General features: G+C 73.5%; 12 protein-coding genes and 1 pseudogene. 10 read left to right on the forward strand and 3 right to left on the reverse strand.

Going from position 1 to position 14,323, the window contains the following annotated elements; all coding sequences use genetic code 11:
• Window positions 1-37 precede the first annotated feature (37 nt).
• Complete coding sequence (locus ACIQ5Y_RS31090; protein WP_403887934.1) at window positions 38-1,207, reverse strand: Ig-like domain-containing protein; 1,170 nt, start codon at window positions 1,205-1,207, stop codon at window positions 38-40.
• Window positions 1,208-1,450: 243 nt separating this feature from the next.
• Between ACIQ5Y_RS31090 and ACIQ5Y_RS31095 the strand changes: the two genes are divergently transcribed.
• The 6 genes from ACIQ5Y_RS31095 (at window position 1,451) to ACIQ5Y_RS31120 (ending at window position 8,561) form a co-directional block, all read left to right on the forward strand.
• Window positions 1,451-2,614, forward strand: a complete 1,164-nt coding sequence (locus ACIQ5Y_RS31095; RefSeq protein WP_403887822.1) for a lipid II:glycine glycyltransferase FemX — start codon at window positions 1,451-1,453, stop codon at window positions 2,612-2,614.
• 308 nt (window positions 2,615-2,922) lie between these two features.
• Window positions 2,923-4,524 carry a murein biosynthesis integral membrane protein MurJ gene (gene murJ / locus ACIQ5Y_RS31100; RefSeq protein ID WP_403887937.1) on the forward strand — a complete coding sequence of 534 codons (1,602 nt, stop codon included), beginning with the start codon at window positions 2,923-2,925 and terminating at the stop codon, window positions 4,522-4,524.
• A gap of 38 nt (window positions 4,525-4,562) precedes the next feature.
• Window positions 4,563-5,246: a response regulator gene (locus ACIQ5Y_RS31105; RefSeq protein ID WP_403887825.1), complete on the forward strand. Its 684-nt coding sequence runs from the start codon at window positions 4,563-4,565 to the stop codon at window positions 5,244-5,246.
• A gap of 12 nt (window positions 5,247-5,258) precedes the next feature.
• Window positions 5,259-6,716: an ATP-binding protein gene (locus ACIQ5Y_RS31110; protein WP_403887828.1), complete on the forward strand. Its 1,458-nt coding sequence runs from the start codon at window positions 5,259-5,261 to the stop codon at window positions 6,714-6,716.
• Complete coding sequence (locus ACIQ5Y_RS31115; protein ID WP_403887831.1) at window positions 6,713-7,222, forward strand: hypothetical protein; 510 nt, start codon at window positions 6,713-6,715, stop codon at window positions 7,220-7,222. The genes ACIQ5Y_RS31110 and ACIQ5Y_RS31115 overlap by 4 nt, the downstream gene beginning before the upstream one ends.
• 70 nt (window positions 7,223-7,292) lie before the next feature.
• Window positions 7,293-8,561 carry a cytochrome P450 gene (locus ACIQ5Y_RS31120; RefSeq protein WP_403887834.1) on the forward strand — a complete coding sequence of 423 codons (1,269 nt, stop codon included), beginning with the start codon at window positions 7,293-7,295 and terminating at the stop codon, window positions 8,559-8,561.
• Here the strand turns inward: ACIQ5Y_RS31120 and ACIQ5Y_RS31125 are convergent.
• On the reverse strand, window positions 8,521-9,246 hold the full coding sequence (locus ACIQ5Y_RS31125; RefSeq protein ID WP_403887837.1) for a hypothetical protein: 726 nt from the start codon (window positions 9,244-9,246) through the stop codon (window positions 8,521-8,523). The genes ACIQ5Y_RS31120 and ACIQ5Y_RS31125 overlap by 41 nt on opposite strands.
• A 216-nt stretch (window positions 9,247-9,462) precedes the next feature.
• Between ACIQ5Y_RS31125 and ggt the strand changes: the two genes are divergently transcribed.
• On the forward strand, window positions 9,463-11,262 hold the full coding sequence (gene ggt, locus ACIQ5Y_RS31130; protein WP_403887840.1) for a gamma-glutamyltransferase: 1,800 nt from the start codon (window positions 9,463-9,465) through the stop codon (window positions 11,260-11,262).
• A gap of 10 nt (window positions 11,263-11,272) precedes the next feature.
• Here the strand turns inward: ggt and map are convergent, their stop codons facing one another.
• Entirely contained in the window at window positions 11,273-12,040 is a 768-nt protein-coding gene (map, locus tag ACIQ5Y_RS31135) for a type I methionyl aminopeptidase (protein ID WP_403887843.1), read from the reverse strand.
• Window positions 12,041-12,105: 65 nt separating this feature from the next.
• Here map and ACIQ5Y_RS31140 point away from each other — a divergent pair, with 65 nt between their 5' ends.
• The 3 genes and pseudogenes from ACIQ5Y_RS31140 to ACIQ5Y_RS31150 all read left to right on the forward strand — a co-directional run.
• Window positions 12,106-12,357 (forward strand): helix-turn-helix domain-containing protein, encoded by a 252-nt coding sequence (locus tag ACIQ5Y_RS31140; protein ID WP_384595243.1) that lies wholly within the window; start codon window positions 12,106-12,108, stop codon window positions 12,355-12,357.
• A 58-nt stretch (window positions 12,358-12,415) separates the two neighbouring features.
• On the forward strand, window positions 12,416-12,814 hold the full coding sequence (locus tag ACIQ5Y_RS31145) for a PPOX class F420-dependent oxidoreductase (protein WP_403887846.1): 399 nt from the start codon (window positions 12,416-12,418) through the stop codon (window positions 12,812-12,814).
• A gap of 46 nt (window positions 12,815-12,860) precedes the next feature.
• Window positions 12,861-14,323, forward strand: a pseudogene (locus ACIQ5Y_RS31150) (hypothetical protein); the annotation flags it as partial.

The raw sequence follows: 14,323 nt of genomic DNA on the forward strand, positions 1-14,323 counted from the left end.
GCACGTCGAAGTCAGTCCCCGGCGCCGGTCCCCGGTGTCAGCCGTTCTGAGGGGCTCCGGACTGGGCGCTCTTGGCCTTCCACTGGTCCCAGGTCAGGTTCCACTCGCCGTAGCCGTTGCCGAGGTCGGCATTGCCCTTGGAGCCGTCGCCGACGACCTCGAACGCGTCGCCGACCTGGGCCTCGGCGTAGAAGGAGGCGGCGTTGGCGTCGCTCATCCCGACGCAGCCGGAACTGGCGTTGGCGCGGCCGAAGTTCCCCGAATTCCACGGCGCTGCGTGCACGTACATGCCCGACCAGGTGAGCCGCATCGAGTAGTCGACCATCTTGTTGTAGGCGTCACCCAGGCCCACCGTCTCGGAGTTCATGTTGATGGTGCCCTCCTTGGACATCAGCACCATCTTCCCGGACCACGAGGCCTTCTGGCCGCCCGGCGTACCGGCCGAGATCGGGATGGTCTTCACCGTCTGGCCGTCCTCGGTCACCGTCATCTTCTTGGTGTCGAGGCTGACCTCCATCCGGCGGTCCTTGCCTATCTTGAACTCGGTGTTGTAGTCCCGGGCGAAGAGCCCGCCGCCCTTGCCGGAGTCCACGCCGCCCAGGTTCATGTCGACCTTCACGTCGGTGCCGGACTTCCAGTACTCCTTCGGCCGCCAGTCGACTCGGTCCTTGCCGGAGTAGTCCTTGAACCAGCCCCACGACCCCTCGGTGCCGTTCGAGGTGGTGACCTTCAACTGCTTCTCCACCTCGGCCTTGTTGGTGACCGGGTTGTCGAAGACCAGCGAGACGGGCATGGCCACGCCGACCGTGCTGCCCTTCGAGATGTTGATCGAGACCTTGTTGACCTTGTCGGCCGCACCGGTCTTGAACTGGGTCGTGGCGCTCTGCTTGTCGGTGTTCTGCGCCTCGACCTTGTAGTCGGTGCCCGGCGAGGCGTTCCGCTCGGAGGTCCAGGTCTTGCCGTCGGCGGCTATCTGCCCCGCCAGCTCACCGCCCTTGCCGTCCGACACCTTCACCTGCGCGAGCTTGCCGTCGGCGATGGTCACCTTCACCGGCTCGCCCGCCTTGACCTGATCGCCCGTGAGGTTCACCGAGATCGCCATGTCCGGCTTCTGCTTGACCTCGGCCTTGGCCGCCGCCGCGCTCCCGCTCCCGCTCCCGCCCGAACAGGCGGTCAGTGTGGCGGCCAGGACCGCGGTGCCCGCCATCACGGCGTGACGAGTGCGTATACGGCTCAACGAAAACCCCTCCGAAGTGTGAACGTACGCAAAGTAAGAGCGAACGAGCCGACTTTAGGTTGCGGAACTCGGGGAAAAGTTCGGTTCGGCTGCTGTGACATCGACCGCAGCGAAACGGTCATCGTCCGGTCACAATCGCCGCGCACTTCGGTCACGCGTGGCTGTGAGAGTCCTGTGAGCCATCGAATCCGGCGAACAGGAAGGCCGTCAGCCGTGTGTGCACTGCTCGTGACCCCCACTCAGCGCGACCAGGACCAAGAGCCCCGGGTGCGCGCCCTGTCCGTCACCGAGTACCGGGACTTCCTTGCGCGGCATCGGCGGGCGAGCTTTCTCCAGTACCCGTCATGGGCGGAAGTGAAGGACCTTTGGCGCTCGGAAAGGGTCGGATGGCACTACCCCGACGGCCGGATCGAGGGTGCCGGACTCGTTCTCTACCGCCAATTTCCCGGCACCCGCAAATACTTCGCCTACCTTCCCGAGGGCCCCGTCGCCGACTGGTCCGACCCGCACATCGACCGCTGGCTGACCCCGCTCATGCGCCACCTGAAGGCCGCCGGAGCCTTCGCCGTCCGCATCGGCCCCAGCCCCGCCTACCGCCGCTGGGACGCGGCCACCGTCAAGTCCGCCACCGGGCCGGGCCGGCAGGTGTCCGACGTCCTCGCCACCGAGGTCGACCCGGTCGGCGCCGCCCTCGCCGACCGGCTGCGCACCCGGGGCTGGAAGCGGTGCGGCGGCGAGGACGACGGCGACGCCCAGCCCCGCCACGTCTTCCGCGTGCCGCTCGCGGGCCGCTCCCGGGGCGACCTGTGGTCGGGCCTGAACCAGGAATGGCGGCGCAACGTGCGCAAGGCCGAGAAGCTGGGCGTGGAGACGGTCGTCGGCACCGCGGAGGACCTGCCCGAGTTCTACCGGCTGCTGCGGATCACCGAGGAGCGCGACGGCTTCCGGCTCGGCCGCTCCCTCGCCTACTACCAGCGCCAGTACGAGGAACTCAACGCCGAGGAGCCCGGCCGGATGCGCCTCTACCTGGGCGTGCACCAGGGCGAGATACTCGCCGCCCACACGATGATCGTGGCCGGGCGCCGGGTCTGGTACCAGACCGGAGCCTCCGCCGACCACCGTCGCGAGGTACGGCCCAGCAACGCGCTGCAGTGGCGCATGATGTGCGACGCCCTGGAGCTCGGGGCGGAGGAGTACGACATGCGCGGGGTACCCTCCACCCTTGACCCCGACGAACGTGCTTTCGGGCTGCTGCGCTGGAAGCTCGGCACCGGCGGGCAGGTCGTCGAGATGCTCGGCGAGTGGGAGACCCCGATGGACGGATACGCCAACACGGCCCTCTACAAGGCCTTCCAGGCCTACCTGGCCCGCCGGTGAACCAGGGCACGACGGCAGCGGCGACGACGGGCGCGGCCGGCGCCCCGGGCGTACCGGCGGCCACGGCACACACGGCCACGCCCGGCGTGGGCACGGGCGCGTTCGCCGGGGACGCGGCCACGGCCTCCCCCGGCGCGGGCGCGGCTCCCCGGGACGCGGGCACGGGCGGGCATCCGGGCGGGCCGGGTACCGGCCCCGCAGGCGCGGCCGCCCCGGCCTCCGGTGGCGCGGCCGCCCCGGCCTCCGGTGGCGCGGCCGCCCCGGCCTCCGGCGGCGCGGCCGCCCCCGCGTCGCGGCAGAAGACCTCGGTGCTGCGCAGCGGTGCGGTCATGGCCGCTGGTTCGATCGTCTCCCGCGCCACCGGATTCGTCCGCTCCGCCGTCGTCGTCGCCGCGCTCGGCACCGGAATGCTCGGAGACGCCTACGCCGTCGCCAACACGGTCCCGAACATCCTCTACATCCTGCTCATCGGCGGCGCCCTCAACGCGGTGTTCGTCCCCGAGCTGGTCCGCGCCGCCAAGGAGCACGAGGACGGCGGAGCCGCCTACACCGACCGGCTGCTGACGGTGTGCACGGCCGCGCTGCTCGTCCTCACCGCCGCCGCTGTGCTGGCCGCCCCGCTGATCGTCTCCGCGTACACCCCCTACACCGGCGGTCAGGAGTCCACCACCGTCGCCCTGGCCCGCTACTGCCTCCCGCAGATCCTCTTCTACGGACTGTTCACGCTGCTCGGGCAGGTGCTGAACGCGCGCGGCCGCTTCGGCGCGATGATGTGGACCCCGGTCCTCAACAACCTCGTCGTCATCGTCGTCTTCGGGCTGTTCCTGTACCTCTCCCACGACGCGGCGGACGGCCTGACGGCCTCGGAGACCCGGCTGCTGGGCCTCGGCACCACCGCCGGCATCGTCGTCCAGGCCCTCGCCCTCGTCCCCTCGCTGCGCGCGGCCCGCTTCCGCTGGCGCCCCCGCTTCGACTGGCGCGGCAGCGGCCTCACCCGTCCCCTGCGCAACGCGGGTTGGCTCGTCCTGCTCGTCCTGACCAACCAGCTCGCCTACTGGGTGGTGACCCGGCTCTCCACCGCCACCGGGGAGCAGGCCGTCGAGGCGGGCCTCGCCGGCGGCGCCGGCTACACCGCCTACAGCAACGCCTACCTGCTGTGGATGGTCCCGCAGGGCATCATCACCGTCTCCCTGGTCACCGCCCTCATGCCCCGGATGAGCGCCGCCGCCACCGACGGCGACCTCGCCCGCGTCCGCGCCGACGTCTCCTACGCGCTGCGCTCCAGCGCGGCCCTCGTCGTCCCGGCCGCCGCGCTCTTCGCCGCCCTCGCGCCCTGGGTGACCGGCAGCGTCTTCGAGTACGGGCAGGCCGACGAGGCCGACATCGCCGTCATGGCCGGCATGCTGGCGGCCTTCGCGCCGGGCCTGATCGCCTACTCCGCGCAGTACGTGCTCTCCCGCGGCTTCTACGCCCTGTCCGACACCCGGACCCCCTTCTTCCTCAACCTGGTCATCGCCGCCCTGAACGCCGGGCTCTCGGCGGCCGCGTACCTCCTGCTGCCGCCGCGCTGGGCCGTCACCGGCATGGCCGCGGCCTGCTCGATCGCCTTCACCGCGGGCGCCGCCGTCACCGCGTACGTCCTCGCCCGGCGGCTCGGCCCGCGCACGGGAACGCGTACCGCCCGGCAGGCGAGCGCCGTCGCCACGCACCTGCGGCTGCTGGCCGCCTGCGTGCCCGCGGCCGCCGTCGGGTACGCCGTCGCCCGCACCGCCGACCCCCTCGGGAACCTCGCCGCCGCGGCGGCGGGAACCGCGGCCCTCGCACTCGTCGTCGTCCTCCTTGCCGGGCCGTTGCGCCTGACGGAGATCACCGACCTGCGCGACTCCCTGCGGCGCAAGATCGGCCGTTAGGGGGAGGCCGCCCCAAAAAGATCTTGGATACTGACCGCATGCCACGCGTACTGCTGATCGAGGACGACCCTTCCGTCCGGGAGGGCGTCGGCCTCGGCCTGCGCCGTCGCGGGCACGAGGTGAGCGCCGCCGAGACCGGCGAGGACGGGCTCGCGCTGCTCGCGAGCTTCCGCCCCGAGCTGGTCCTGCTCGACCTGATGCTGCCGGGGATCAACGGCGTGCAGGTCTGCCGCCGGATCCGCGACACCAGCGAGGTGCCGATCATCATGCTCACCGCGCGCGGCGACGACTTCGACGTGGTCGTCGGCCTGGAGGCCGGAGCCGACGACTACATCGTCAAGCCCGCCCGCACCGAGGTCATCGAGGCCCGTATCAAGGCCGTCCTGCGCCGCCTCGGCGACCCGGTGGGCGGCCGCCACGAGATCGAGTTCCATGCCGGACTGGCCATCGACCGCAGTGGCCTGACCGTCGCCAAGAACGGCGAGCGCGTACCCCTCGCCCCCAGCGAACTCAAGCTCCTGCTGCACCTGTCGGCCTCGCCCGAGCAGGTCTTCTCCCGCCAGCAGCTCCTGGAGTACGTGTGGGAGCACAGCTACCACGCCGACGCCCGGCTCGTGGACGCGTGCGTCCGCCGGCTGCGCCACAAGATCGAGGACCCCGACGCCGCCCCCCGCTACATACAGACGGTGCGGGGCTTCGGCTACCGCTTCGGCCCCCTGTAGGGGGTGTACGAGGTGAGACGCATCGCGCCGCTCGGCCTGCGCACCCGGCTGATCGCGGCCTTCCTCCTGGTCGCCGCCATCACCGCGGTGTGCACGGCCGCCCTCACCTACCAGAAGGCTCGCAACGCGATCCTCACCCAGACCCAGGACACCGCCGTCTCCACCCTGCGCGACCAGATCGAGCAGGAGGGCATGCAACTGCCCATGGAGCAGGAGGAACTCCAGAGCCGCGTCAGCGACATCGCCAAGCGGGGCAAGCCGCACCCCTGGACGATCTTCGGCGAGTACGGCACGCTGCGGGCCTCCTCCAACATCAGCCCGACCACCTCCCCCCTGGTCACCGACGCGCTCCGCCGGAACGTGACGGTCCACCCGCACGGAGCCTTCCAGCGCGTCGAGGACCGCTTCGGCAACCCGTACCTCGTCGTCGCCATGGCGGCCGTCTTCGTCCACGACGGGGTCCGCGAGGCCACCGGCGTCGTCTTCTACGCCACCATGCCGCTCGATGCCGAACGGGCCACCGTCAAGGCCATGGTCGACGCCGCCCAGCAGGGAGCCGTCCCCGGCCTCGCCATCGCCCTGATCCCCGCGCTGCTCGCCGCGCGCAGCGTGCTCCGCCCGGTACGGGACATGCGCGAGGCCGCCCGGCAGATGGGCCGGGGCCGCCTGGACACCCGTATCGAGGTCCGGGGCGCCGACGAACTCGCCGGGCTCGCCCGCACCTTCAACGAGACCGCCCGCGCCCTCGAACAGTCCGTGACCGAACTCCAGGAGGCCGAGGTCAGGGCCCGCCGCTTCGCCGCCGACGTCTCGCACGAACTGCGCACCCCGCTCGCCGGGATGCTCGCCGTCACCGAGGTCCTCGACGAGGACGCCGAGCACTTCGACCCGGACACCGCGAAGGCCCTGCGGCTGATCAGCGCCGAGACCGGGAAGCTCGCCGTCCTCGTCGAGGACCTCATGGAGATCTCCCGCTTCGACGCCCGCGCCGCCGAGCTCAACCTCGACGTCGTGGACCTGGCCGAAGCCGTCCGCAAGACCCTGGAGCGCCGCCACTGGGACGACGGCAGGGTGCTCGTCGCCTCCGACCCGGCCGCCGAGGTCCGCGCCCGCCTCGACCCGCGCCGCTTCGACGTGATCCTCGCCAACCTCGTCGGCAACGCCCTCAGGCACGGCAGCGCACCCGTACGGGTCACCGTACGGACCGGCCCCGGGTCGGACGAGGACGGCGAGCGGCTGCTCATCGAGGTCGCCGACAGCGGGCCGGGCATCGCCCCCGAAGTGCTCCCGCACATCTTCGACCGCTTCTTCAAGGCCGACGCGGCCCGCACCCGCTCGGCGGGCAGCGGCCTCGGCCTCGCCATATCCCTGGAGAACGCGCGCCTGCACGGCGGCACACTCCGCGCGGCCAACGGGCCGGCCGGGGGAGCGGTGTTCACCCTCGACATGCCCCTGGAGGCCCGCGCATGACCCGGGTACGGGCGCTGGCCACCGCAGCCGCGCTGCTGGGCCCGCTGTTGCTCGCCGGATGCGGGATCAAGCCCACCGGGCCGGTCGACAGCGGCTCCGCCGCCACCGTGGTCGTGGCCGGCCCGGACGGCTTCTCCGTGCTCTACTTCCTCGGCCCGGGCGGCCGTCTCGTGCCGTCCCCGCAGCGGGACATGCCCAAGGTGCCGCCGTTCGAGGTGCTCAACCGGCTGCTCGACGGCCCCGGCCAGCGCGAGCAGGAAGCGGGGCTCACCACCGAGGTCCCTTCGCTCCACGGCTGGCGCCTGGACTCCGCAGCGGTCTCCTTCGGGCCGCGGAACGAGATCACCGCGCGGCTGCCGTTCGCGGCCGAGGACCTGACGGACAACGCCCGCCGCCAGCTGGTGTGCAGCCTCGCCTCCACGGGAGCGAAGGGGGCCCGGATCACGGTCGTGCTCAAGGGGCCCACGGGCTCCCTCGAAGCGGTCGGCTGCGACGGCCTGCCGTAGGGCCTGTCCGGCGGCCCGGGCCCGGACCGTCCCCTTGCGCGGAAGGGCCGGCGGCCGCCACCGTGGCCCCATGGATCAGGTGGATCACGCCGATGACGTCCCCGACGTCTTCGACCCCCGCGTCTACGCCGAGGGCGTCCCCCACGAGCGCTACCGGCTGCTGCGCGAGCGGCACCCGGTGGCCTGGCAGGCGGAGCCCGAGATCCTGGGCTGGCCCGTCGGCCCCGGCTTCTGGGCCGTCACCCGGCACTCGGACGTCGTACGCGTCCTGCGCGACCACCGCACGTACTCCTCCTGGCTGGGCGCCACCCAGATCCGCGACCCCGACCCGGCCGACCTGCCCTTCCTGCGCCGCACCATGCTCAACCAGGATCCCCCCGACCACGGCGGGCTGCGCCGGCTCGTCTCCCGCGCCTTCACCCCCGCCCGGGTCGACGCCTTCGCGGGCCGCGTCCGGGACCGCGCCCGATCCCTGCTCGCCGCCGCCCGGGACGGCGCCGAGGACGGCTCCGCAGACCTGGTGCGGACCGTCACCGACGAGTACGCCCTGCTGAACCTCACCGACCTGCTGGGCGTCCCGGCCTCCGACCGCGCCCTGCTGCTCGAATGGACCGTACGGATCATCGGCTACCAGGACCCCGAGGACGCCCCGGCCCCGCTCCTCGACCCCGACGGCAAACCCCTCAACCCGCGCTCCCCGGCCCTGCTCGGCGAGATGTTCGCGTACGCCCGCGAACTCGCCGCCCACAAGCGCGCACACCCCGGCGACGACGTGATGACCGCCCTGGCCCTGGCCGGACTCGACCCGGCCGAACTGGAGATGTTCTTCTTCCTGCTCACCGTCGCCGGCAACGACACCGTGCGCAGCGCCGCCCCCGGAGGCCTGCTGGCGCTCGCCGGTGACCCGGACGCCTACCGGACGCTCGCCGACGGGCGCGCCCCGCAGGACCGGGCCGTCGAGGAACTGCTGCGCGTCCACCCGCCGGTGCTCAGCTTCCGCCGCACGGCGGCCGTGGACACCACGCTCGCCGGACGGTCGATCCGGGCCGGGGACAAGGTCGTGGTCTTCCACGCCTCCGCCAACCACGACGGACACGTCTTCACCGACCCCGGCCGGCTCGACCTGAACCGCACGCCCAACCCGCACGTCTCCTTCGGCGACGGCCCGCACGTCTGCCTCGGCGCCCACTTCGCCCGGCTCCAGCTGCGCACCCTCTACGAGGAGTGGTGCGCGGCCATGCCCCCGCCCGAACTGGCGGGTGCTCCACGCCGGTTGGTCTCCAACTTCATCAACGGGATCACACGGCTGCCGCTACGGGTGTCCGGGCCGCCGAGGTGACGTCCGCGACCAGTTCCGACACGTCGGGCCCGTAGGCGTCCGAGTTGACCACCTTCAGCACGAGGCAGAAGGAGTTCCCGTCGTACTTGCGGGCCAGCTTGTGGTGGTGCCTGGCCAGGTAACGGGCGGCGGCCTGGTTGCTGTTGGCGGTCTGCCCCGACAGCAGGAACACCGGCCGCGAGCCCCGCTCCGTCGTCAGCCGCGCCAGCAGCACGTACTCGACCAGACCTCGCTGCCAGCGGTACGTCTCCCCGCCGACGCGGATGGACCCCCGGTCCGGACCGGGCTCGGTGGACACGTCGACGTGCACCCCCGGGAGCATGGAGGTCAGGTGCGCCGTCGTCCGGGCGTTTGACACCGGCCCGCCGACGCAGAACTCGGCCCGCTCGCCGAAGCCCTGGCGGGCGGTGTCGTGGGTGACGATCTGGAGGTTCGCCCCGCAGTCCTTGATCAGCGCGGATATCTCCAGCAGTGCGAAGGCATCGTTGCGGTGCAGGGACGCATCGGTGCCGCCCATCTGCCGGTTGACCACGAACAGGCAGTCGGAGCCGGTGGGCAGGCCGAAGAAGGCCTGCTTGCGGCGCAGCGCCCGCCGCCACTGGTAGGTCCGGGTGAACCAGCCGAAACCGCCGCTGACGGCGGTGGCTATCACCCCGAGCACGATGTTGCGCAGGTCGTCGTTCATGCGCGGGATGCTAAGGCATCCGGGTGGCGGGTTCACGGGGCCGGTACCGCTCAGGTGGGGTGCGGGCGGGCCCGGAGCCACCGGACCGCGTCCGCACCCGGACGCCCTCGGTGCGGCACGGCCGCGCCGACCGGCGAACCGGGCCGCGCATTCGATGCCCTGACGGGGTGCCAGTACGGCCGCTAGGCTCGGCGCACGCTGCCACTGGAGGTCCGGATGCACCGTCCCGCCGCACGTCAGTTAGCGCTCGTCGCCCTCGCCGGAGCACTCGTCTCCACCGGGGCCGCCGCCCCGCCCGGCAACACGGGCACCCCGGCCAAGGTGCCCGTCGCGGCCGGCTACGGCGGGGCCGTCGCCAGCGTCGACGCCGACGCCTCCGCCGCGGGCATCGCCGTGCTGCGCTCCGGCGGCAACGCGGTGGACGCGGCCGTCGCCACCGCCGCCGCACTCGGGGTCACCGAGCCGTACTCGGCGGGCATCGGCGGAGGCGGCTACTTCGTCTACTACGACGCCGGGTCCCGCCGCGTGCACACCATCGACGGCCGCGAGACCGCCCCCGCCACCGCCACGTCCACCCTCTTCCAGGAGAACGGCGTCCCGATCCCCTTCGCGGAGGGCCAGACCAGCGGCCTGGGCGTCGGCGTCCCCGGCACCCCCGCCACCTGGAAGAGCGCACTCGACGCCTGGGGCACCCGACCGCTCGGCCAACTGCTGCGCCCCGCCGAGAAACTGGCCCGCGACGGCTTCACCGTGGACGCCACCTTCCGCTCCCAGACCGCCGCCAACGAGGCCCGGTTCAGGGACTTCCCGGACACCGCGAAGCTGTTCCTGCCGGGCGGAGCCCTGCCGGTGGTCGGCTCCACCTTCAAGAACCCCGACCTGGCCGCCACGTACGAGGAACTCGGCCGCAAGGGCACCGGCGCGCTCTACCGGGGCCCGCTCGCCGAGGACATCGTCCGGGCCGTCCGCACGCCCCCGGTCGACCCGGCCGCCACCCGCAAGGTCCGGGCCGGCGACCTGACCAGCGGGGACCTGAGGGCGTACGGGACCAAACGGCAGGCCCCGACCCGGATCGGCTACCGAGGCCTGGACGTCTACAGCATGGCGCCGTCCTCCTCCGGCGGCACCACCGTCGGCGAGGCCCTGAACATTTTGGAGGGCAGCGACCTCTCGAAGCTCTCCGAGGCCCAGTACCTGCACCGCTTCATCGAGGCCTCCAGGATCTCCTTCGCCGACCGGGGCCGCTGGGTCGGCGACCCGGCCGCGCAGGACGTCCCGACGAAGGAACTGCTCTCCCAGGCGTACGCCGACTCGCGTGCCTGCCTGATCAAGCCCGACTCCACCCTGACCAGCCCGCTGGCCCCCGGCGATCCGCACAGCCCCGCGCCCTGCGCCACCACCGGGCAGGCCGCCCCGACCACCTACGAGGGTGAGAACACCACCCACCTGACGGTCGCAGACCGCTGGGGCAACGTGGTCTCCTACACCCTGACCATCGAGTCCACCGGCGGCAGCGCGATCACGGTGCCGGGCCGCGGCTTCCTGCTCAACAACGAGCTGACGGACTTCTCCTTCGCCCCGGCCGCCCCCGGAGTGCCGGACCCGAACCTGCCCGGCCCGGGCAAGCGGCCGCGCTCCTCGATGTCCCCGACGATCGTCCTCCAGGACGGCCGGCCGGTCCTGGCCGTCGGCTCCCCGGGCGGCGCCACCATCATCACCACCGTCCTGCAGACCCTGACCGGCCATCTGGACCGGGGCCTGCCGCTCGTCGACGCGATCGCCGCACCGCGGGCCAGCCAGCGCAACCAGACCACCACCGAGCTGGAGCCGGGCCTGTGGGACAGCCCGCTGCGCGCGGAGCTGGAGGCCCTGGGCCAGGGCTTCCGGCAGAACCCCGAGATCGGCGCCGCCACGGGCGTCCAGCGTCTGCCGGACGGCCGCTGGCTGGCGGCCGCCGAAACCACCCGCCGCGGCGGCGGCTCGGCGATGGTCGTACGCCCGCACGGCAAGCCGTAACCCGTCACGGCTACAGGGCGGTCAGGATCCTCGGGCCGTCGGCGGTGATCGCGACCGTGTGCTCCGCGTGCGCGGCGCGGCTGCCGTCGGTGGTGCGCAGGGTCCAGCCGTCCCCGTCGCAGGTGTAGTCGTCCGTACCGCCCGCGATCAGCATCGGCTCGATCGCCAGGACCATGCCGGGGCGCAGCCGAACGCCGCGCCCCGGCGGGCCCTCGTTGGGGACGCCCGGGTCCTCGTGCATGGTGCGGCCCACGCCGTGGCCGCCGAAGCCGTCGGGGATCCCGTACCCGGCGCGGCGGCACACCGTGCCGATCGCGTGGGCGATGTCGCCGATCCGGTTGCCCGGCACGGCGGCGGCGATGCCGGCCGCGAGGGCCGCCTCCGCAACCCGGATGAGCCGCAGGTCGGCGGGGCGGGGCCGGCCGACCGTGAAGCTGACGGCCGCGTCCCCCACCCAGCCGCCCAGCTTCGCGCCGCAGTCGATGCTGACCAGGTCGCCGTCGCGCAGCCGGTATCCGTTCGGGACGCCGTGCACGATCGCGTCGTTGACCGAGGTGCAGACCACCGCCGGGAAGGGCACCGGAGCGAACCGCGGCCGGTAGCCCAGGAAGGGCGAGGTGGCGCCCGCCTCGCGCAGCACGGCCCGCGCCACCCGGTCCAGTTCCAGCAGGGAGACACCGACTCCGGCGCTCTCGCGCACGGCGGCCAGGGCGTGCGCGACCACCCGGCCCGCGGCGCGCATCTCGTCGATCGACCGGTCCGTCTTCAGTTCCATCATGCCAATAACTATACCGGTATAACTTTACCGGGATACTTATTGGCGTGGCGGGGTAGGCTGGCCACATGGTGCGTACCCCCCTGACCCCGGAAGAGCGCGAGCGCGGCGAGCGGCTGGGCGCGCTGCTGCGGGAAGCCCGCGGCGCGCGCAGCATGGTCGAGGTCGCGGCCGGCGCCGGGCTGTCCGCCGAGACCCTCCGCAAGATCGAGACCGGCCGGGCGCCCACGCCCGCCTTCTTCACCGTCGCCGCCCTCGCCGAGGCCCTCGGGCTCTCCCTGGACGACGTGATCCGCCGCTGCGCCCTGGTGCCCGCCTGACGTCCGGGCCCGTGTCGTTCTCCGGCGTGCTGCGATGACCGAGGGTTAGGCTCACGCCATGACTGGGACCGCGACTCTCGACGAGCTCAACCGGGGCAGGTACGTCAGCCTCACCACCTTCCGCAAGGACGGCACGCCCGTCGCCACGCCGGTGTGGGCGGTGGCCGACGCGAATGCCGGTGAGCTGTACGTGTGGACGCGCACGGACACCTGGAAGGTGAAACGGATCCGCAACAACGCGCGGGTCACCGTCGCGCCGTGCGACGTGAAGGGGCGGGTGGCCGAGGGGGCGCCGGTGGCGGAGGGCGAGGCGAGGCTCCTGGACGAGGCGGGTCTGAAGCGGGTGCGCAAGCTGATGTCCCGCAAGTACACGTGGCAGTTCTGGGCGCTGGACCTGCCCGCCGCGGTGGTCCGACTGGGGAAGCGGCCGCACACCGCGATCGCCGTCAAGGTTTGAAGTGGGCGTAGCCCGCCCGTAACACTCGTGCGATCGAATGCGGTCCATGGAGACCGCGACTTCGCTGGTGATCATACAACTCGCCGACTATTTGCGGGGGTTGACGCAGAGGCTGGATCCGGGGGCGGGTTGGTACGGCGAGTTCCTGCGCCGGGACCCGGACGGCGTGCGGGCCTGCCTCGACGGGCGCGCGATGGCGCCGTGGGACGTGGTGGAGTCCCTCCTCGCGGACCTGGCGGTGGCCCGGGGCGCGGAGTTCGCCGGGCGGGAGACCGCGTACGCGGCCCGGCTGCGGGCGGCGGCCGTCACGGCCTGGGACCGGCTGCCGGGCGGCGAAGCGGAGCTGCGGACGCTGCTGGCGGCGTCGGCGGCGCAGCGCGCGGACTCGGAGGCGGCCCTGCGGCACCTCACGGCGCGGCTCTCCGCCACGAGCGACCCGGCGCAGGCGGAAGCCCTGTCCCGGGAGCTGGCGTGGACCCGCGACGACGCCACCCGTGCCACGTCCCGCCAGGCCGACCTGACGTCCCGCCTGGCCGCCGTGTCCCCTGCCGGGGAAGCGGCCCAGGCCCCTGCGGCCCCGGCCGCGCCGGGTCCCGCGGTGCCCGGCGGCCCAGCGGGCACGGGATCCGTTCCCGGCCCGGACCGACCGAGGCCTCCGGAGGCGGGGCCCGCACGCACCGGCTCCGCCGACGGAGCGCCCCGGCCGGGGCCCGCTGCGCCCGTGAACCCCGTTCCGGCGGGCGCCGGTGCCCGGTCCCCCGGGGACGAGCCGCTGGAAGGGGTCCCGCGGCAGCGGGTGCCCGAGGACGGTGAACGGCCCGTCGGGCGCGCCGAGGGGCGGTGGCTGCGGGGCGGGCGCCGCTCGGGGGGCGCCCGGTACGCCGGTTCGGCGGCCCCCGAGCCCCCGGTCTTCACCCCGCCGCCGGGCGCCGACGAGACGGCTCCGAACCCCGCCCCGCGCGGAGCCCGCTTCGGCAGCCCCCGCGAGCAGGCCCCGGCGGACGCCGGCCACCGCGAACCGCCCCCGCCGGGCCGGCGGACCGAGCCCCCGGCGGGGACGCCGACCGGGTGGGGCGGCCCCGCACCGGACGTTTTCCCCGGGGACCCCACAGGAGTCCGGCCGGTCCCGGGCGGGCCCGTGACGGGAGGTCCGGCAGGGCGGGGCGCGCCGGTGGCGGCCGGGTTCCCCGGGGATCCGGCGGGAGTCGTGGTGGGGGTGGCGGCCGGGCAGGCCGGCCCGGTGCCGGGTGGCTTCCCGGGCGGTCCAGGGGCCGGGGCGGGCCCGGGCAGCCCCGTGGTGGGGAGGTATCCCGAGTCTGCGGCGGGAGGTCCGGCAGGGCGCGGCGAGCCGGTTGTGGGTGGGTTCCCCGGGGATCCGGCGCGAGTCGTGGCGGGGGTGGCGGCCGGGCACGGCGGCCCGGTGCCGGGTGGCTTCCCGGGCGGTCCAGGGGCCGGGGCGGGCCCGGGCAGCCCCGTGGTGGGGAGGTATCCCGAGTCTGCGGCGGGAGG

This window comes from Streptomyces sp. NPDC096339, assembly GCF_044762985.1.
In the GTDB taxonomy this organism is placed as follows: Bacteria; Actinomycetota; Actinomycetes; order Streptomycetales; family Streptomycetaceae; genus Streptomyces.

Excerpts from the sequence above, each read along its gene's own strand:
- ACIQ5Y_RS31090 (WP_403887934.1), bottom strand. The coding sequence starts at position 1,207 with ATGGCGGGCACCGCGGTCCTGGCCGCCACACTGACCGCCTGTTCGGGC.
- ACIQ5Y_RS31105 (WP_403887825.1), top strand. The coding sequence starts at position 4,563 with ATGCCACGCGTACTGCTGATCGAGGACGACCCTTCCGTCCGGGAGGGC.
- ACIQ5Y_RS31115 (WP_403887831.1), top strand. The coding sequence starts at position 6,713 with ATGACCCGGGTACGGGCGCTGGCCACCGCAGCCGCGCTGCTGGGCCCG.
- ACIQ5Y_RS31120 (WP_403887834.1), top strand. The coding sequence starts at position 7,293 with ATGGATCAGGTGGATCACGCCGATGACGTCCCCGACGTCTTCGACCCC.
- ACIQ5Y_RS31125 (WP_403887837.1), bottom strand. The coding sequence starts at position 9,246 with ATGAACGACGACCTGCGCAACATCGTGCTCGGGGTGATAGCCACCGCC.
- ggt (WP_403887840.1), top strand. The coding sequence starts at position 9,463 with ATGCACCGTCCCGCCGCACGTCAGTTAGCGCTCGTCGCCCTCGCCGGA.
- map (WP_403887843.1), bottom strand. The coding sequence starts at position 12,040 with ATGATGGAACTGAAGACGGACCGGTCGATCGACGAGATGCGCGCCGCG.
- ACIQ5Y_RS31140 (WP_384595243.1), top strand. The coding sequence starts at position 12,106 with ATGGTGCGTACCCCCCTGACCCCGGAAGAGCGCGAGCGCGGCGAGCGG.
- ACIQ5Y_RS31145 (WP_403887846.1), top strand. The coding sequence starts at position 12,416 with ATGACTGGGACCGCGACTCTCGACGAGCTCAACCGGGGCAGGTACGTC.